Genomic DNA, 18,721 nt, shown 5'->3' with positions numbered 1-18,721 from the left:
TTAATATTCGATTTCATCAAAATCCTTCGGCTGCGGTACAGTTTGCATATTAGCTGCATCTTTAGGATCGCTATAAATCGCATTTTGCTCTGTATTTACATCTTTTATATTTTGCTTTTTATTTTTGTTCACTTTATCTTTCACTTTCAATCACTCCTTTTCGTTATAGGAGTAATTATGCCCTATTACCGTTACTAAATGTATCTGCGACTAAATTACTAAATTCACGTAAATAATATAAGTAATTATCACCACCGTAGTTATATCTTTTATTATACATCTTTGCAACAACTACATTATATTCAGGTATTACTAAAATGGTCGGTCCAGTAATCCCTAATATTTGATACGACCCTTTTGGAACACGTTCACCAAGTTCGCTTAATTGCGCAGGCTCATTTTGGATGAACCAAAACAATCCATTTTGTGGTAGCTCTTTGTTTATATATGTTGGACTCTGCAAACTCGTAGCGATTTTTATAACTTCTTTTGGAACAATTTGTTTACCATCTATCCCACCTTGATTTAAATGAAGATTGCCCCACTGCGCAAATTCTCTAGCTGAGACAAACAAATTTTTTTCAGTACCGTCATCTACCGTACCAATTTCACTAATTGCGTCTTCATTTGGATTATTAACAACGTCAACTAAATTTTCATCTCGCTGAACTCTCCAACCTGTTTCTTGAAAATTAGCAGGCTTAAACACACGCTCCTTTAACAATTCAGGAAAACTTTTGTTATATAGCTGATAAATAAGACGTGTCATCATTCTTACATTAATATCTCTATACGCCCATGATTGCCCCGGTGCAAATTCACGAAAAATTGTCCTGTCATTCGTTTCTTCTAATCCATGCGAATGTGTTACTAAATGTCTTATCGTCGTTTTACTAAGCAATGCAGGATCAAAGTCTTTAAAATATTTTATCGCTTCATCATCAATAGAGTTTATTTTCCCCTCATAAAGCGCATACGCTATCATTAATCCTAAATAACTTTTTCTAGCAGAAGCAACGTTAAATTGTGAAGATGCTGTTACTCTCTTGGTTGTAGATGTATTTGAGTGATAACCACTATAATGCTCTAGTACGATTTTATTATCTTTTATAATACAAAGTGCTGTAGCAGAACTATGATTTTTTTCTTTTATATCCTCTACCCAAGAAATCAACTTATCATATGTATACAAATAAATCCCCCTTAATACACATCAAAATTACAGCATGAAAGAAAAGTGCAAAATAGTTTTTACACCTTTCTTTCATATAAAATAACTTGAATTTTCTATACTTAAATAATCCACCAGTTCCAGCAATTAAAGCAACTGAAACATCCTGCGCATCCTATGCATCCGCCGCAACGACCTGCACAACCACCACATCTACCGCCACATCCACCGCAACGTCCACCACAACCGCCACATCCGCCGCAACGACGTGCATCGTCTTGAATGTAATAGTATGGATATTGACTTTGTTGTTGATCCCAATACACAACATTGCCAGTTTGATAATCATTAAGGTTTAATGATTGTAGTTCTTGTTGAAACTGATTCATTATGAAACCCTCCATTTATAAATGTAAATTCCGTCCAAATATTAAAGTTAATAAATTCTTTTAAACAAAGTAGAAACAAGACTATAGACTAAATGCGTACATCAACAAAATATGAACTTACACTAGGTGATGTACCTTGTTTTTCAGCCTATTTTCTTTATATTCATTCGATGGACGTATTTACTATAAATAAAGTGATTTAAAAATTACTAATCCAACAATTTAGGAGTTCATCATTTAACTTACTTTCTAGTAATTCCTTTACTAAAGGCATTGGCATGATTTCATAATGATTTAAGGCTTCTTGATTATAAGCTATCCAGTGAAATACTAAATGAGACTCGCTAGATTGCGGTGTTAAGTCCGTATGTAAATCTTGTGACTCTACTTCAAAAATGTGGTTAATTTCATGATGAAGAATTTCTTTATCTTGCCATTGATTTTCTATGACGCCTAAAAATTGTTGTATACTACAGTTTACTCCAAGTTCTTCTCTTAACTCTCTTTTTAATGCATTCTCTGCTGATTCTCCAATTTCAACATGGCCACCAGGTAAAAAATAATGATGGCCGATATATTCAGCAACTAATAATTTTTCATCTTTTATCATGACTGCTCGTACAATATGATGAAATTTACTTTTCAATTGATATTCCTCCTAGTTATTTAATGTATAGTTTCTCAAAATAGTCATTTAGTATTGGTATAATATAAATCATAGGTGTTTCATACGGATGAATATCATTAATAACTTCAAGAGCATCTTTTACAAGTTCTCGTTTACACTTTATTTCAACTTTACATTCTTGTCCTTCGCATATTTGACCAATTTCTCCATTAAAAGGAGATGCCTCTTCTAAAGGTCTCCAATATCCTTTCACTGAACTATAGGAAAGACAATGGTCATATTCGCCCGTTTTACATGCTCCAATTTTATTTAATTCATCCCTTAATGTTTCAATATATTCTTCAGGAATGAACACTTCAATTTTCACTTCAGTAAATTGCATATTTCATTTCACACCTTTACTTCTTAATAGTTAAACAAATAAACGGTATACTTGCTCACCATCATACTCCTGTCCTAATGATATGAAACCATATCGTTCATATAATTTCTTTGCAGAGAGATTATCTTTATGTACGGTTAATCTTATTTCTTTACACGATTTAAAAGTATTTTTTATTATATCAATACTTTCTTGTAATGCTGCTTTTCCATAACCATTACCTTGTTGCGATTGATCAATAATAAATCCGTTAATCCAATACATATCCGATGTCTCTATTACAACAGCATGCATAACAAAACCAACCATAAGGTCACCATCGTATATAGCGAATGGTATGTACTCTACATTGTCACCATCTGGTTTTATATATACTTTAGCAAGTGAAACTGCTACAGCGGGGACAAATTTTCTTTGATCTTCTTTAACTTGTAACTTTAATGCATCTTCCCAATTGTCTCTCGTAACAACCTTTAACTGGACATTCAATATTGTAAGCTCCTTTATCTAGAGGATGTATTTTTATATTCAACGCATTGAAATAATTCCCTTTTTCGACAGCAACTTATAACATAATTTTTATAAAATCTTGAATGAATTTTTCTGCATCTATTTCTAAAGCTATACGGGCTCCTTCAGATTTAGAGTTAGGGCGAAAATCAGCAAATGTTTGTCCTTTCGTATCTCCGTATGTATCTACATTTACTGTACGATGCACAAATTCAAAAAAACTTGGATTTACTAATCCGCTTATTGCAACCACATCATGTAGCAAAGGTCCTTCCATAGATGGATTAAGTTTTTGGTATGCGGATAGATAGTAGTCATACATTGGTTTCATTATCATATGAAATGGATTCTTTGCATTAGCTTGAATATAGTTAAATACATTTGGTGTTAACACAGCTTTGTTTGTTACATTTAAAGGGAATATGAATAAATTCTTTGCTTGATGGAAAACAATTTTACTTGCTATCGGATCTCCATACACGTTTGCCTCTGCTAATGGCGTAACGTTTCCTACTTCTAAAAAAACACCACCCATGAAATAGATTCCTTTTACATTTAGCATTAAATCATTCCATAAATTAAAAGCAATTGCTAACGAGGTAGATCTTCCTACATCAACAATCGTTAAATCTTTTCCGTACTTTATAAGAATCGCAGCAATACTGCCGAAATTATATATTGGAATAGATAATATATTTTCTGGAACATGGATGGGCCCTAATCCTTCTGCTCCGTGAATTTCAGGATAGTACGTAGTGATTTCTTCTGTAAGTGGTTTTGTTGCACCACTAATGACAGGAATGTCTTGTCTATTTGCTAACTGTAAAATATACGCTGCATTATGTGCAGCGTGTATATGCTCAACATTTCCGTATCCGGTTACAATACCGACAATTTCAATTTCGGGATGCAGTAAACCATACATAATGGCAAATGAGTCATCAATACCTGGATCTCCGAAAAATAATACTTTTTCCAAGAAATACTCTCCCTTCATAAAAACATAGAGTCATCAATAACTATGTATATGAAAAAAGCAAGTATATCTATGCGAATTTTAGAATGGATAATGTTTTACAAAACATTAAAAAGGAACTAGCGAATGCTAATTCCTTTCTTCAGTAACCATTCTCAAATTTAATTAATTATCGTATCCTTCATAAATTGCATCATTTATTAGATTTTGTGTTTTTTTATCATCAGGTACAGGCTTCCACCAATTTCCTGTAATAAATAACATAGTTAATAAATTATAACTATCACTAAAATAACTTTCTCTCTTATTCTTCATCCAATCCCAACCACTATTTACCCACTTTTGATTATTGCTACTCGTTATACTTGCAGCAATAAACGGTGAAACAAATACAGCAGTTGGATAACTACCAATATTGGATCCATTTAATTGATAACCATCCACAATTTTAGAAGGATTTCCATTCGTTTTATTTTGAATCCATGAAGAGACTTTATCAGAAATGACTTTACTTCGCTTCTCGCCGTACATCGCATAGTCCATTACAATTCTTAAAGGTACTCGACTAGCATTATAATAATATGCATTTGTATATTCTGACTCATCTAAGAAGTCTTTAGGTGCGGGTTGTGGTGGGTTTTTTACAACGAAATCTGAAATAAGTCCTGTATTTGGAGAGTACTTATTACTAAATTGCGTATAAACATCGTACAAATTATTAATAACAGTAAGCCAAGTTTTATCACCTGTAAATTCATAAAATGCTCTAAGGTGTGACATCATCCAATCAGATGGTCTCGTATCAAGTGAACTTTTAGAATCCCAATCTCCTAAATTTAGTCGGTTATTATTTGTAACATTACTAGCTTTAATACCTTTTGTAATCATGTCTTGTGCTTCTTTCAAATAATTAACTGTTCCATTAGATCCCCACTGCTTATGAGCAAGAAGAAGAGAATACGCAATATCTAAATCTCCATCAGTAGCAGAATCAAAATGACCTTGTGCTTTTTTACTATCTGCGACAACCCATCCCATTAAATTAGGATTTTGAGAGCTTTTAAAAGTTCTTGCTGTTTTAAATAATCCGTCATATATTTTTTGAGCATTCGAATCATAACCAGCCATTAATACTGTAATTATCATCCCATACCCTTGACCTTCTGAAGTTCCAAGTGGCTTAAACCCATCCGCATCACCTGTAATCTCTCCTTTTACGTAATAACCACCAGGTAAAGAAGATAAATCATTTTTCAAATATTTCTTTTTCCAATTATCGTAGTAACTTCTTACAGAAGCATTTAAACTTTCCTGTGTAACATGATTCGGTTTTATAACACCTGCATAATTAACTTGCTGGGGAAATGGTGTCATTTCCTTTGCAGCAGCTACTTGTTGATTAACTACGGGAATAGAATTTTGTATTGAATTGTCCGTTACACTTGCTGCGAAACTAGAATTAGAAAAACTAGCTAGTCCGATTCCTACAATAGAAATACATATAAAAATATTTCTTTTTCCATTCATTATGTTGTCAGCTCCTTTTAAAATGCTTACTACATAAAATGTAACATACAATATTTAACTGAAATACAAAATATTATATTTATCAACATAAGAAAGAAACTATATAAAAAAGTATCATAAAATTATTATTGAATTACATTATACGGATTGATTATTTGCTAAATTCCTATGTTTTTCTTTTCTTAATACCGGTATATGAGCAATCACAATTCCAAGTATAGTAATTCCTCCGCCAATTATCGAAACCAAAGTTGGCACTTCTCCTAACCATATCCAAGCAATGAAACACGCAGTTATTGGCGTTAAATATAGAGAACTTGTTGCTTCAGAAGCACCAGCACGAGATATAATATAGGCCAATGCAATATACGGGAGTACTGTTGGAAAGACACCTAAATATATAACGCTCAAGTTAACTTCAAGAGGAGCTGCTAGTATTTCTTGATAAACTCCGGGTAAGAAAATAAGCATACATACAGTACTAGACAAAATTGTATATATGGTAAATGGTAAGAAGCCGTATTTTTTTAAGTAAGATGTTTGGAAAACGAAAAATAGACTTTCTGAAATCGCCGCTAATAATATAAATAATCCCCCGCTATTCAATTGAATAGCATCGCCCTGGCTAAATGAAATTAAGGCAATTCCTGCAAAACTAATTACACCACCAAGCCAACCATTTAATTTCATTTTTTCATTCAAAAAAACAGAAGCAAGAATTGCCGTCACTATTGGAGTGACTGAAATGATTAAACTTGCAGATCCAGCATTTACTGTTTTTTCGCCGTAGTTTAATGCGATGTGATAAATAGTAAATCCTAGAGCACCAAATATAAAAATTGCTGGGATATCCTTTAAATCCGGTAGTCGTAGTTTGTATATAAATGAAAATAACAAAAGTATAAATGAGGCGATTAATAAGCGTAGTAAAGTAAGGTGTTCAGGCGTATAAGATTCAAGCCCCATACGAATTGCTGGAAAAGCAGTTCCCCATATAAGAATTGTAAAAGCGTGAGCACATATAATGCGTAAATCCCATTTTTTATTATGCATATTTTCTCTCCTTCCCTAAAAAACCAACCATTTTTAAATTACCAATTATTTCTTTTCATCATATTTAATAGTTGATACAATGTCTTCAACCAGTTATTTATCGGAAAAACCAACCACTTTGAATCTTTTAAATAAACGAAGGAGTTTTTTATATGACGACCGATAAAAAAGTGCCCAAATATCAGCAGATAATAGACTATATGAAAGAAAAAATTGAAAACGGAGAATGGCCAATTGGAAGTAAAATCCCTAGTCAGCGGCAGTTAGCAAAATTATTTCATGTAAATCGAAGTACTGTAATTACTGCGCTAGATGAACTTATAGCAGATGGTTTAATTCAAGGACAAATCGGAGCAGGAACAATTGTAATGAATAATACATGGTCATTATTAGCAACTAATCCTCCGCCCGATTGGAGTGAATATGTAAAAGCCGGTATTCATAAACCAAGTAAGTTAATGGTGCGAGAAATAAATGAAGCAGAAGCAAATAAAACGCTTATCCATCTTAGTAAAGGTGAACTTGCACCTCATCTTTTCCCGCTCGAAACTATGCAATCTATAATAAAAAACGTCAGTGAGGAATTAGATTATTTCGGATACGAAGAACAAAAAGGTATTTATCCGTTACGTGAAGCAATAAGCAAATATGTAAGATCATTTGGAATACATGCATCACCGGATTCTATATTAATAGTCTCTGGTGCACTCCAAGCATTACAATTAATATCGATTGGTCTTTTACATAGAAAATCAACTGTTTTACTTGAACAACCTTCTTACTTATATTCACTTCATGTTTTTCAATCAGCAAATATAAATTTATCCGGTATATCAATGGATCATCACGGTATTTTACCTAACGACTTATTAAAACGAATTAAATATAGTCAAAAGAATAATATTTTATATTCAATCCCTTGTTTTCAAAATCCAACGGGGATATTGATGTCCAAAGAGCGAAGAAAAGAAATATTAAAAATATGTAAAAAAGAGCAATTGCCTATCATCGAGGATGATATATACCGAGAGTTATGGCTTGATGAATCACCTCCAGCTCCTTTAAAGTCGATGGATAAACATGGACATGTATTATATATTGGTAGTCTCTCTAAAACACTTAGCCCAGGACTTAGAATTGGATGGATAATCGGACCAGAACCTGTTATTGATAGATTGTCAGATATAAAAATGCAAACAGACTATGGATCCAGCTCTTTATCTCAAAGAGTAGCTGCTGAATGGATAAATGAAGGTTTTTATGAAGAACATGTAGCAAACGTAAGAATGCACCTGAAAGAACGAAGACAAATAATGATACGAGCTTTAAATAAATATTGTGCAGATATTGCATCATGGGATATTCCTAGTGGTGGATTTTTTATATGGCTAAAGGTTATACATAACATTCCGATGAAAAAACTATTTTCAGAGGCACTATCAAAAGGAATTCTTTTAAATCCGGGACGTATTTATGAAGAAGAATCAGATCAGTACATTCGTTTATCATATGGATATGCTACTCCAGAACAAATGACTAACGGAATTAAATTGCTCAGTGAATTAATTCGGAAGTTAACAGCATAAAAAAATCCTCTTTTGTTTTTGGAGGATTTTTTTATGTATCTTATTTACCACAATTTCATTTCCTGCCCTAATAAAATAAGCTCTTCATAAGGATCTCCGTCAATATTTAATACTTGAGCAAAAGCAGGTTCTGTTTTTAAACCTTGTTCCTTTAAGCGAATAACTTCTTCCCTTATATGGGGATGCTGCATTAATAGCATGTGCTCCACTATCATGTGTCTATATGCATTTTGATTACGCACTGGCTTCGGTTGAGCAAATAATTCAAATTCAAAACCTTCGAATTCAAAATTCACCTTTATCGATTCAGTACCTTTAATTTTTTTCTTTTTTATGTTGAACCCTCCATAAGAACCATATAAAGATCTCATTTCCTGCTCAAAAACATCAAAATTATATACTTCCATTACAATATCTAAGTCAGATTGAGGAGTATCAATTCTTATAGGGATTGTCCCGCAAAGAACGGGATTATATAAAGCTAAATCCTCCATTATGTTTAGGCTATTCAAAACATCATATATTTTTTGTTGTTTCTCATTGCCAGATTGTAAATATGTAATAGATGTAAACATAGAAGTCTCTCCTTCATTTAACATAATAATCATCTCACTAAATATTAAAATCATTGGGTTTTGTTCTAGGAGTACCTTTATTTCAATATATTAAGCCGAACTAACTATATTTTTCAACTTTTCTCCTATACTGCAATACTATAAAAATAAAAAAGGAGGAATTATTATGAGCATTTTTAACATTCTTTTAACCATACACATCCTATTTGGAACAATATGCTTAATCACTGGTATTGTAGCGATGGTTGCCCAAAAGAAGAAAGGAAAACATACCGAATGGGGCGAAATATATCATGCATCCTATGTTGTCATTACCCTTACGGCAATAATATTATCCATTATCAACTGGGATAAAATCGCATATTTATTTTATGTAGCAATCTTCTCTTATTCATTTGCGATTTATGGATACCTTGCACGAAAAAAACGTTGGAAAAATTGGCTCCATCACCACATTAGAGGCATGTTAGGTTCTTATATTGGTGCAGTCACCGCACTTTTAGTAAATGTCGGCATCCATATTCCCATTATAAATTTACTTCCGCCAATATGGTTTTGGTTTTTACCGACCTTAATTGGTATCCCCCTCGTAGCCAGTGTATCAAAAAAATATAAAAAGCGTAGTTGAAATTAATTACATTTTGATTACTTTCTGATTATTAGAATGAAAAATTATACTCTATGCATCACGAATGATATTATAAGTGCTCGCCCTATGAATATTTAAAATAAAGTGCCGCCCAACTGGACGGCTCTTATTTTCACTTTACAAACGTAACATATTCACCAGAAACCCATTGATTTCCACCAACATTATACCAACCATCTTTATATCCAAACGATTGATATTTTTCACCTTGATACACGTTTTTCACAATGCCGTAATTTGTTCCAGGGCCGGTACGAACACGCAATACATCCGCGATTATAGTAACTACACCTACACCATCATTTGATGATTGTGAAGTTGCTGGTACATTTCCTCCCGTATAACGGATGTATGATGGATCGTTATAAACCCACTGATCGCCACCTAGATTTAACCAACCATTTGTTTGTCCAAATACTTTGTAGGACTCTCCTTTCCCTAATTGACGAATAACGCCATATCCAGTACCAGGTCCTTTTCGTAAATTTACATTACTACCGTTAATATAAGCAACCCCTACATTATCATTCGACGTGGGAGGAGTCACTACGTTTTGAGCACCTTTTCCAAAAGTATCCGTTCCATACCCTTTGTAGTTATATTGCAAATGCGGGCTATCCACAAATCCTTTCCAGTCACCGCCCCATTCGAAACCAATTTGTTTAGCATAACGAATTGCTGAAGCCCACGGTTCTTTATTATAGCCATTCCAATCTTCTGTACCATTCGACTGAATTGGAACAAAATCTAATGCCTGTCCTACTAAGTGATATGAGCGCATCGTTTGTGATGCTCCTTTACGAACATATTCACGTTGTTGCTCGACTGTACGGATTGTTTCATAAATTAATACTTCAATTCCATTGTCGATACAGTACTGATACCACTTAAAAGCTGCAGCTTTCGTATTATCCGCTAATTTATTCAGATTACTTACATTTCTATTGTGGTATTTCAATATGCAACATCTCCTTTTCTATTATCCTATGCAAAACTCGTCTCACGGGTTGTACATATACCTAGAACGATACGAAGTACAAATACATAGGAAGCCAATTCAGCTAAAAAGGTTTTCACTTCTAGCTTCAAACTTTGTAAGTTGAAATCGAAGCAATAAAAAAACCACAACCTAAGTCTTCAAGTTGCGGTTTTTGGTATTTTCTTTTTATATGCTACATGCCTTCTTGCATTGATAATCCTAATATGCAGGTTTTGTAAATTTTTCCTTTATGAATAACACTTCTTATTCATGACTTTTCAAATCCAATAATATTGAATGTAAACGATCCGGATAATTAGTAAACATCCCATCGACTCCCCATGAAAGTAACTTTTTCATATCTTTTTCATTATCTACTGTAAATGGATGAACTTCTAATCCGCTTTTCTTTATTTTCTTTACATAATCTGAATCAATATATTTGTAATTCATACCAAGACCTATGCAGTACGTTTTATACTTTTCTATCTCTAATTCTGTTAATTGAACTGCTTTTTTATAAGGTAATAATTGTACTAAAGATATATTACTATTTAAGCTATGAATCTTTTGCAGACTTTCTTCACTAAACGATTGAATAATAACTTTATCCTGTATTTCATAGTGATTAATAATTTCTAATAATTTTTCTTCCATTCCTGGATATTCATTAGGTGATTTTGTTTCAATATAATAGTTTGCGTTATGCCCAAACGTTTCAATAATTTCTGTTAATGTTGGGACTTTAGCATTTTCAAATTCTTTCTTTGCTAAGTTCGGATATTTTTCGTTGAAAAAAGAATCTGCATTTAGTTGCTTTATTTCTTCTAATGTATGCTCTTTCACTAGCCCAGTACCATTTGTTGTACGGTTTAAGGTTTCGTCATGCATTGCCACTAAATGCCCATCTTTTGTCATTTGGAGATCAATTTCTATATAATCTCCATTCATTTTTTGTCCTAATTTATATGCTGCTATTGTATGTTCAGGCGCATATGCAGAAGCACCTCTATGTGCGATATTTTTTATATGATTTGATTGATTCATAGCTTTAGTATACTTATGTTCATTTATTTTCTGAAAAACAAAGATACTTATTACTATAAAGGCACAAATTATTGTAACGAGATATATCTTTTTCATAACGATTTATAAGCTCCTATATAAAGACGATTTAACTTGAATGATTTACTCAATTAAATGTCGATTTTCCAATACAGTCATTTTGCCGATAGCTTGAAATCCCGATTTTTTATAAATATTGATTCCATCGGGTGAAGCTTGTAATACACAATACGTATTTTTAAATTTATGTGCTTCTTGCAGCAGGAAATTGAACATAGCAGATCCAAACCCTCGTCCTCTCATTCCTTCTTTAGTTGCTATGTCATAAATACCAATACTATCTTTTGAACATATCAATGAACCAACAGTTACGACTTCACCTTCATATAACCCTAAAAATAATTTCATATTCTCACTGTTACATATATCAAGATTAGAAATTTGATTATAGAATGCTTGTACATGTATACCTTCTTCTGATGTGCCGAATAGATTAGCTAACGTTTCTCCAAATTTATTTATTTGTCCAGGTGAAGATGCTTGTTGAATAGTAAAACTTACTGGCATGTTTATTGTTGGGGAAATTGTTTTTAAGTCTGCTACCATCGCAATATTCTGTTCCACTTCTTTTAAACCGATTTTAATTAACTCACTTTTTATATCCCGCTCTTGCTCCTCATCCCATAACCAAACACTCATTGGAAATTTCTTTTGATTATAGTATTCTACCTCCTTATATAATTTCTCGACCCCTTCCGTTAAATTATTGTTCAGTAGAGTAATGATATTAAATGTATCGGCAGGTAATCCACAATCAACAGCAATATAATCTTTCGTTTTTTTTATACTCATTCCGGGCACAAATTGCGCAACATATGAAGTTTTAAATGCAAAGTTTTCTAGTAGTAGTTGTTTATAATTCATCAATAGTTCTCCTTTTCATAAAAAGTAACACTCGAATTTTTCTATATTAAATATAACATATTAGAAATTTACCATTTTCTATAAAAAGTACCTCTTTAAATTGTGCTCTATAGTTTAAAATAATTAAAAATGATATAACGTTGTCGGAATGAAAAAAGTGGTATATAATAAATATTAACATTACTAGTAATTATTTTAGGTATTCCTAGAATAAAGGAGCGATACATATGAAAATTACTATTTATTTCGGAAGTCATGAAGATCAAGATGTTCGTACTATGGACTGTCATTTAGATGTAGAAGATACAGAAGAGATTGTTTCTGTATCATAATATAAATAGTTAGGGTAAACCCTATCCCTTACAGCGTTTAAGGCACCTTTTATAAGGTGTCTTTTTTGTTATATTTTCATCAAAAACCCTTTACTTTATAGCGTTTTAATAGTAAAATGTAAATATACGAACAAACGTTCTTTTTATTTTAAACGTACATGAAGGGATGATTTTAACAATGGCTCCATTAAAGCGCAGAGGAAGAAAAAAGCAAGCACCTATTATTTCAAATACAGGCTTTATCGGCTCTGTCTTTATTGATACATTGGAGTTACAAAAGAAATCCTATTATTTCGCTCGTAAAAAACTTCAAATTGTTCATCACGTATTAGATGGTCTCTCTGGAGCAACAAGCGCTTTGTTTAAAGAACATAACATTTCAGCATACATGTCATGTGTATATTTACATAAACAAAAGAAAATTGGCTTTGTTCTTTCAACGAAACCATTTGAACAAAGTGATGGCGTTGCTTATTTTGTAAATTATTTAATCGAAAAGAATTTTTATGGCGGCCATGATGAAGATGTAGAATATCAAGAAGTATTTAATACAGGTTTTATCGGTGTAGTATTCGCTGATTTATCTAGTATAGATCGCTTTAATTTCGAGTTTGAAATGGGTATGCTAACAAAATTAATGAAAGATATGATTATTCCAGTTAAAGAACTCTTTTTACGCCATAATGTACCGGCTTACATCTCCACTTCTCATTTAGAAGAACAAAACAAATTAGGTTTCGTTCTCTCTGTAAAGCCATATGACGAACGCGCTGAAGCAGATTTATATTTTGAAGCATATTTAAAAGAACGAGGATTATTTATTGGTGATGAAGAAGATGAAATTGATAAGATCGTTATTAGAAAAACAGCTGAATTACGATAGAAAAGCGCAGGATGCTGATCCTGCGCTTTTTAAGTTACGTTAAACACTATAATCTTTTGAATGAATTTCTAAATTAAACTTATTTGCTAAAATTTTATTCAAAGTAAAAAATACAATCCCCCCTGCAATGGGAAGCGTGTAGGCTGGAATGAAATTTAATAATAGTCCTGATATTGCAAGTGCTATTGGTTGCATTATTTTACCTAAGCTTAATCCAATACTAAGAACTCTTCCTCTATATTCTTCAGGAATCTCATTTTGCATGAAATACATTAAAGGAATATCAATTTGTGCTATCATAAATCCTAAAAAGAACATAATCATGCAATACGTAGTAACATATACCAAATTATTTACTACAATAGATTTAAATAAAACAGGTATCCCTAAAACTATCATAAAAATTGCCAACATAAAACTTATTTTTTTCAATAGATAAGAATAAGAATAACAATCAGTTATCTTTTTCACTAATATTGCACCAACTATCATACCTATCGGAAAAGTCCCTTGAATCATACCAAATTGCTTAGAATTAAGATTGAGAACTGTGTTAATAATGTATGGCAACGGAACGGTTACAGCAAAGCCTAAAAAGAAATTAAGGGAAATTAAAATACTAAAAGTATTTTTTAAGCTTTTCCGCTCCAATAAGTAAGAGTATCCCTCCTTTATATCTTCAATAAAATTAATTTCTCTAATTGAACATTCCTCATTTATGTTTTGCTCGCACAATTTAAAGTTTATAAACAATATGGATATAGCCGAAAGGATAAATGAAATACCGTTAATAATTATAAAAGTTTTCATATCAAAGACTGCAAAAACAATGCCCCCTAACATAGGCCCTAAAATTAAAGATATAGAATCAATAATTTTACTTATAGAATTAATACTCATTAACCGTTCTTTAGTAACCATATTCGGTTTTACGGCCTCTAATCCTATTCCAAAAAACGTTGTAAATACGGTCATAAGAAAGGTAGTAGTATAAATAATGAATAAGTTTAATCCATAATAGTTGCTTAATATATAAACAGTTATTAATAAGCACCCGCTTAATACATCCATGCAAACGACGAGTTTCTTTTTATCAACCTTATCAGCAATGACACCGGCAAATGGATTCATAACGATCATTGGAATCGTTCCTAAAATAAGCGTAATCGCGAAATTTAAAGCAGATCCGGTTATTTGTAATACATACAATCCTAATGCGAAACTATAAATAGAGCTACCAAATAGTGATACTGTTTTTGCAATTGAATATAAACAAATATTTCTTAGTTCTTGGTTTCTATTTTTATTTTCTATATGTAATCGTAAACTTCCCATCATTTTCCCCCCTGCATAACTTTGTATTACGTACATTGTAAGTTCTTGGGTCAGCCCAATAGCAATATGTACGATTTGAAAAGTTTTAAGGGAAAATAAATAAAAGATGGAGTTAACCCCATCTTTTTCCGAAAAATGAATATGTATAAATTTCTTCTCCTTGAACAAAGAAATCCTCGTACTTTCCGCCTCTTTTTAAATAATTTGAAGTGCTTTCATCAATCGATTGAAACTGTAAATTTTGGATTTCTTTCGTTACTTTTGCAGATGTAAAATTCCCTCGGAGTCTAGGTGCAATTTGGCTATTTATGCTGAATTTATTAAATAAAATAAATGAACTTAATAAATAACAATTGTTTTTAAAAAGGGAATTTGATTCGCGCAATAAGAACTCCTCATGTTCAAAACTATAATTACTTGTACCTGATTGATCAATTACAATATCAATAGAACTACTCTGAATAGGTATGTTTAGAAAGTCGGCACAAATAAATACAATATTTCTTTTCACATTTCTTCTCTCAATTACATCTTTTAAAAGTAAAAGTTTATTCAAATCTCGATCAACAGCAATATATAAACAATCTTCCGGTAGTTCTTCATAAATATTTCGTAAAAAGAACCCAATACCAGACCCTAAATCAAGTAGTATTTTTTCATTTAAATCTAGTTGCATTAGTTTCTTTTTTGACCATTCTCCTCCTCTTTGAACATTTTCCAAAAAAGCAGTATCGGTTTCATGGATATAATCCGAAATAGAATCTTCAAGTGATGTCTTTTCATACGCTTTCAACGAGTTACCAGCTGTTAAAACCCCTGAAATAATCGCGTATTCTTCACTACAATTACAAATTAACTTTCCTTCAATAATTTGATTCTTATTAATAATCCCATCTTCAAGAATTAAATTTCCGTTACACTTAACACATTTAAATAAATGAAGTACTTTTAAATCTACCCCTAAAATTGAACTCGAGATTTCAGTTTCTATAGATAAATTATGTAACGCTTCCTTTAATTTATCCCGTTTCTTCTCCAAAAGTTCTATTTCCTGTTCCATTTCGTCATATTTTAGTTTAAATAAAGATTGGTAAAAGGTAATTTTTTCGTAATTCATAGATTTCGCTAAATTTTTATAAAAAAATAGTTCTTTAATTTCATTCAAGCTAAACCCTAAATCTTTGTAATGTAATATAAGTTCTAAATCTCTTTGACAATACTCATCAAAAAAATAGTGCCCTCCTTTTTTTTCAGGAATAATGAGACTGAGATCCATATAATGTCTAATTGTATCAATACTTATGTTATTTACTTCACCAAACTTACCGATTTTCATAATATCCCTACCATTTAAATATTTTTTTATATAGATTTCTATTTTTATCTTTAAAAATCCTTTCACCTTTTTTTATCAGCATTATTTACGGAATAAACAAATAGTATTATTTATATTGTTGTGCCTAATAATATAACATGCAACTTTTGGTTTTATGTATGTTAAATTGTCAGTATCAAAATTATTAAACCTAAATAGATTTATTACTCTCTACTTAATGAAATGTACCTATAAACGGACATTATAGCATCGCTTTATTGAATTGTTGGAGTAGGATTACTGTAGAAGGTTACATAGGGGGAGCGTCAGGAAAATGCCGATTTACAATGATAAGGGAATTCCAAATTAAAAAGCGCAATTTCTCTGTTTTGATTTGCAGAGAAATTGCGCTTTTTAATTATTTCATTTTTTTATTGAATTCATTAACTGGAAGAAGTATTCAGGTTTATGAGTCTTATTTAGGTTATACCATGAATGTAATGCATCTGGTGTAAATACATCTATTTTTTTCAGTACCTCCCTTGCAAATTCCAGAGGAGCTATTCCTGATGCAGTAACTAAATTCGCATCAGATACCGCAGATCCCAACTCATAAAACTTTTCTCCTTTATAGTTAGGACATACCATTTTAGTATATTCTAAGTTATTACTTGTATGCTTTCTAGTATCCAAGTATCCCATATTCGCTAGGGCATCAGTTGCACCACAAATTGCAGCAACAATAGTGCCAATCTTTAGAGCTTGGCCAATTCTTTCCAAGATAGGTTGATGAATTTCTTCGCTCCAAGTAGTCCCTCCTGGTAAAATTAAAAGATCTTTACTCTCAAGAGTACATTCATCAAGGGAAATATCTGGTTTTATGCTCAGTCCTCCCATAGTAGTAATCATTTCTTTATTAGCTCCTACTGTAATTACTTTTAAAGGTGCTAAATCTTTTTTGAAATATCTTCCTGAGTTTAGTTCAGCAATTAAATATCCATATTCCCAGTCCGACATTGTATTAAATACATATAGAAAAACTTTTTTTGTTTGCATCCAATAACACTCCAATCACAATTTATACAGCTATTATAATATAACTTCCCTGACAGTTAACGTCAGGGAAGTTATATTACTTGATGAAATTTTATTAATTCCGACAGAACTTCAATAAGTCTTTTCTTAAGACTTATTGGCTCAATAACTTTAATAGATTTATTGTACGGTAAAAGTAAATAAGGTACATATGTATGTATCATATCTTTTTCAAGAAGAAAAACAGCTTGATTTGAAGTCCGTTCTTGTAAATAATGTCCTAAAAACCAATGTTGGCAAATATCAGCTAATACATTTTTATCCCCATTAATAACCAAAGAAATAATATCTTTCTTATCTTCTATAGTTGGAAGAAGACTTTTTATAAAAAAGTCCCGTGCTGAAAAATTTTCTGGCCGGTTAAACTTATTTTCCGTTAACATTAAACTTTCAATTCGATCTACTCTAAAACTACGGATATCATTCCTAAGATGACAAAATCCAATCACATACCATTTATTATTCCAATAGATAATTCTGTATGGATCGACCAATCTATAATTTAATTTCTTTTCACCATTTTTATGGTAAAGAATTTTTACTGAGTACCCGTCAGCTACGGCCTGCTCCAACTCCTTCAAAAAAGTTTCTATAGAGAGCGGACTTAATCGACTTATTATTTCAAGACTAGTTAAATGTTGATTTATCTTTGTTTCCTGCTCTTGATTTGAGTATTTACTTAGTTTTGAAATGGCCCTATTTAATGCTTCACCTCCATAATACCCGGCTTCTTCTGCAAAAACAGCAGCATGAAATAGTGAAGTTTGCTCCTCAAAATCAAAAAAAAGAGGGGCTTCAATAAAATTGTTCAATAAAGTGTATCCGCCGTTATGTCCTGGTTCTGAAATTATAGGTACTCCACTAGTTGAAATTGTATCAATATAACGATACACAGTCCTTATATTCATCTCTAACTTTTCTGAAATTTGTTTTGCAGTAATTTTTTCACCTGAACGAAGCATCCAAAGAATTGCTAACATATTGTCAATTTTAGGCATATAATTTCATCTCTATATGAAACTTATTTTCTATTATAAATTTCCGATTTTCGGTATAACTCATCAATTGTTCCTTAAACTTTTTCTTCAAAAATAATATCCATTCTGATTTCGTTCAGTTGCTGAAATTGCCTTGAAGAATTCTGGTTAATTGAACTGACACGTATAATAGCATAAATGGTACTGCAAGCGTAACTAGTTTCCTTATTTTTATATTAACCTTTCCCCTTGAAACTAAAGATATACCTTTTATATACTATTGGTTAAATTTGGATGAATGAATATTATTTTATATTGAAAAAATAAATACGTCAAAATTATTTTACGGAAATTATAAAAATCATATTAT

The 18,721-nt window shown here is 31.8% G+C and carries 20 protein-coding genes; 3 read left to right on the top strand and 17 right to left on the bottom strand.

Annotation, left to right across the window (positions count from 1 at the left end; translation table 11 throughout):
- The 9 genes from ACUL40_RS05425 to ACUL40_RS05385 all read right to left on the bottom strand — a co-directional run bounded on the left by ACUL40_RS05425 (position 1) and on the right by ACUL40_RS05385 (position 6,636).
- Positions 1–144, bottom strand: a complete 144-nt coding sequence (locus tag ACUL40_RS05425) for a hypothetical protein (protein WP_000653680.1) — start codon at positions 142–144, stop codon at positions 1–3.
- Positions 145–175: 31 nt separating this feature from the next.
- On the bottom strand, positions 176–1,192 hold the full coding sequence (locus ACUL40_RS05420) for a serine hydrolase domain-containing protein (RefSeq protein WP_000288894.1): 1,017 nt from the start codon (positions 1,190–1,192) through the stop codon (positions 176–178).
- 101 nt (positions 1,193–1,293) lie between these two features.
- A complete protein-coding gene (locus tag ACUL40_RS05415; protein WP_001071389.1) occupies positions 1,294–1,560 on the bottom strand; it encodes a heterocycloanthracin/sonorensin family bacteriocin in 267 nt (88 codons plus the stop codon).
- 199 nt (positions 1,561–1,759) lie between these two features.
- Entirely contained in the window at positions 1,760–2,206 is a 447-nt protein-coding gene (locus ACUL40_RS05410; RefSeq protein WP_000836829.1) for an NUDIX domain-containing protein, read from the bottom strand.
- 16 nt (positions 2,207–2,222) lie between these two features.
- Entirely contained in the window at positions 2,223–2,570 is a 348-nt protein-coding gene (cutA, locus tag ACUL40_RS05405; RefSeq protein ID WP_001160791.1) for a divalent cation tolerance protein CutA, read from the bottom strand.
- Between the two features lie 30 nt (positions 2,571–2,600).
- A complete protein-coding gene (locus ACUL40_RS05400; protein ID WP_001102671.1) occupies positions 2,601–3,059 on the bottom strand; it encodes a GNAT family N-acetyltransferase in 459 nt (152 codons plus the stop codon).
- A 76-nt stretch (positions 3,060–3,135) separates the two neighbouring features.
- Complete coding sequence (locus ACUL40_RS05395) at positions 3,136–4,059, bottom strand: nucleoside hydrolase (protein ID WP_075677084.1); 924 nt, start codon at positions 4,057–4,059, stop codon at positions 3,136–3,138.
- 162 nt (positions 4,060–4,221) lie between these two features.
- A complete protein-coding gene (locus ACUL40_RS05390) occupies positions 4,222–5,583 on the bottom strand; it encodes a glycosyl hydrolase family 8 (protein ID WP_445422865.1) in 1,362 nt (453 codons plus the stop codon).
- Positions 5,584–5,721: 138 nt separating this feature from the next.
- Positions 5,722–6,636, bottom strand: coding sequence for a DMT family transporter (locus tag ACUL40_RS05385; RefSeq protein ID WP_000551623.1), 915 nt, complete (start codon positions 6,634–6,636; stop codon positions 5,722–5,724).
- Positions 6,637–6,788: 152 nt separating this feature from the next.
- Between ACUL40_RS05385 and norG the strand changes: the two genes are divergently transcribed.
- Positions 6,789–8,222, top strand: a complete 1,434-nt coding sequence (gene norG / locus ACUL40_RS05380; RefSeq protein ID WP_427260145.1) for an efflux pump transcription regulator NorG — start codon at positions 6,789–6,791, stop codon at positions 8,220–8,222.
- Positions 8,223–8,266: 44 nt separating this feature from the next.
- Here norG and ACUL40_RS05375 read toward each other — a convergent pair whose 3' ends face one another.
- Complete coding sequence (locus tag ACUL40_RS05375; protein WP_000495197.1) at positions 8,267–8,797, bottom strand: DUF4269 domain-containing protein; 531 nt, start codon at positions 8,795–8,797, stop codon at positions 8,267–8,269.
- Positions 8,798–8,963: 166 nt separating this feature from the next.
- Here ACUL40_RS05375 and ACUL40_RS05370 point away from each other — a divergent pair, with 166 nt between their 5' ends.
- Entirely contained in the window at positions 8,964–9,425 is a 462-nt protein-coding gene (locus tag ACUL40_RS05370) for a DUF2306 domain-containing protein (RefSeq protein WP_000021744.1), read from the top strand.
- 133 nt (positions 9,426–9,558) lie between these two features.
- Here ACUL40_RS05370 and ACUL40_RS05365 read toward each other — a convergent pair whose 3' ends face one another.
- The 3 genes from ACUL40_RS05365 to ACUL40_RS05355 form a co-directional block, all read right to left on the bottom strand.
- Positions 9,559–10,404, bottom strand: a complete 846-nt coding sequence (locus tag ACUL40_RS05365; protein WP_000873738.1) for an SH3 domain-containing protein — start codon at positions 10,402–10,404, stop codon at positions 9,559–9,561.
- Between the two features lie 285 nt (positions 10,405–10,689).
- The gene (locus tag ACUL40_RS05360) at positions 10,690–11,568 is read right to left on the bottom strand and encodes a glycerophosphodiester phosphodiesterase (RefSeq protein ID WP_240834990.1); all 879 of its coding nucleotides are present in this window, start codon (positions 11,566–11,568) and stop codon (positions 10,690–10,692) included.
- Positions 11,569–11,613: 45 nt separating this feature from the next.
- The gene (locus ACUL40_RS05355; protein ID WP_427260146.1) at positions 11,614–12,414 is read right to left on the bottom strand and encodes a GNAT family N-acetyltransferase; all 801 of its coding nucleotides are present in this window, start codon (positions 12,412–12,414) and stop codon (positions 11,614–11,616) included.
- A 510-nt stretch (positions 12,415–12,924) separates the two neighbouring features.
- Between ACUL40_RS05355 and ACUL40_RS05350 the strand changes: the two genes are divergently transcribed.
- On the top strand, positions 12,925–13,629 hold the full coding sequence (locus ACUL40_RS05350) for a hypothetical protein (protein WP_000035356.1): 705 nt from the start codon (positions 12,925–12,927) through the stop codon (positions 13,627–13,629).
- Between the two features lie 39 nt (positions 13,630–13,668).
- On the opposite strand, the gene ACUL40_RS05345 is transcribed toward ACUL40_RS05350, so the two are convergent.
- From ACUL40_RS05345 to ACUL40_RS05330, 4 genes are all read right to left on the bottom strand, one after another.
- Entirely contained in the window at positions 13,669–14,964 is a 1,296-nt protein-coding gene (locus ACUL40_RS05345; RefSeq protein WP_427260147.1) for an MFS transporter, read from the bottom strand.
- Positions 14,965–15,076: 112 nt separating this feature from the next.
- Positions 15,077–16,300, bottom strand: coding sequence for a methyltransferase domain-containing protein (locus tag ACUL40_RS05340; protein ID WP_414209386.1), 1,224 nt, complete (start codon positions 16,298–16,300; stop codon positions 15,077–15,079).
- Positions 16,301–16,702: 402 nt separating this feature from the next.
- Positions 16,703–17,335: a type 1 glutamine amidotransferase family protein gene (locus ACUL40_RS05335; protein WP_001193598.1), complete on the bottom strand. Its 633-nt coding sequence runs from the start codon at positions 17,333–17,335 to the stop codon at positions 16,703–16,705.
- Positions 17,336–17,406: 71 nt separating this feature from the next.
- Complete coding sequence (locus tag ACUL40_RS05330) at positions 17,407–18,372, bottom strand: helix-turn-helix transcriptional regulator (protein ID WP_445422864.1); 966 nt, start codon at positions 18,370–18,372, stop codon at positions 17,407–17,409.
- Positions 18,373–18,721: the final 349 nt, after the last annotated feature.

The sequence above is a fragment of the Bacillus sp. KNSH39 genome (assembly GCF_052656585.1).
This window is presented reverse-complemented; position numbering and strand designations above follow the sequence as displayed.

Excerpts from the sequence above, each read along its gene's own strand:
- ACUL40_RS05330 (WP_445422864.1), bottom strand. The coding sequence starts at position 18,372 with ATGCCTAAAATTGACAATATGTTAGCAATTCTTTGGATGCTTCGTTCA.
- ACUL40_RS05355 (WP_427260146.1), bottom strand. The coding sequence starts at position 12,414 with ATGAATTATAAACAACTACTACTAGAAAACTTTGCATTTAAAACTTCA.
- ACUL40_RS05340 (WP_414209386.1), bottom strand. The coding sequence starts at position 16,300 with ATGAAAATCGGTAAGTTTGGTGAAGTAAATAACATAAGTATTGATACA.
- cutA (WP_001160791.1), bottom strand. The coding sequence starts at position 2,570 with ATGCAATTTACTGAAGTGAAAATTGAAGTGTTCATTCCTGAAGAATAT.
- ACUL40_RS05375 (WP_000495197.1), bottom strand. The coding sequence starts at position 8,797 with ATGTTTACATCTATTACATATTTACAATCTGGCAATGAGAAACAACAA.
- ACUL40_RS05335 (WP_001193598.1), bottom strand. The coding sequence starts at position 17,335 with ATGCAAACAAAAAAAGTTTTTCTATATGTATTTAATACAATGTCGGAC.
- ACUL40_RS05350 (WP_000035356.1), top strand. The coding sequence starts at position 12,925 with ATGGCTCCATTAAAGCGCAGAGGAAGAAAAAAGCAAGCACCTATTATT.
- ACUL40_RS05415 (WP_001071389.1), bottom strand. The coding sequence starts at position 1,560 with ATGAATCAGTTTCAACAAGAACTACAATCATTAAACCTTAATGATTAT.
- ACUL40_RS05385 (WP_000551623.1), bottom strand. The coding sequence starts at position 6,636 with ATGCATAATAAAAAATGGGATTTACGCATTATATGTGCTCACGCTTTT.
- ACUL40_RS05370 (WP_000021744.1), top strand. The coding sequence starts at position 8,964 with ATGAGCATTTTTAACATTCTTTTAACCATACACATCCTATTTGGAACA.
- ACUL40_RS05390 (WP_445422865.1), bottom strand. The coding sequence starts at position 5,583 with ATGAATGGAAAAAGAAATATTTTTATATGTATTTCTATTGTAGGAATC.
- ACUL40_RS05345 (WP_427260147.1), bottom strand. The coding sequence starts at position 14,964 with ATGGGAAGTTTACGATTACATATAGAAAATAAAAATAGAAACCAAGAA.
- ACUL40_RS05360 (WP_240834990.1), bottom strand. The coding sequence starts at position 11,568 with ATGAAAAAGATATATCTCGTTACAATAATTTGTGCCTTTATAGTAATA.
- norG (WP_427260145.1), top strand. The coding sequence starts at position 6,789 with ATGACGACCGATAAAAAAGTGCCCAAATATCAGCAGATAATAGACTAT.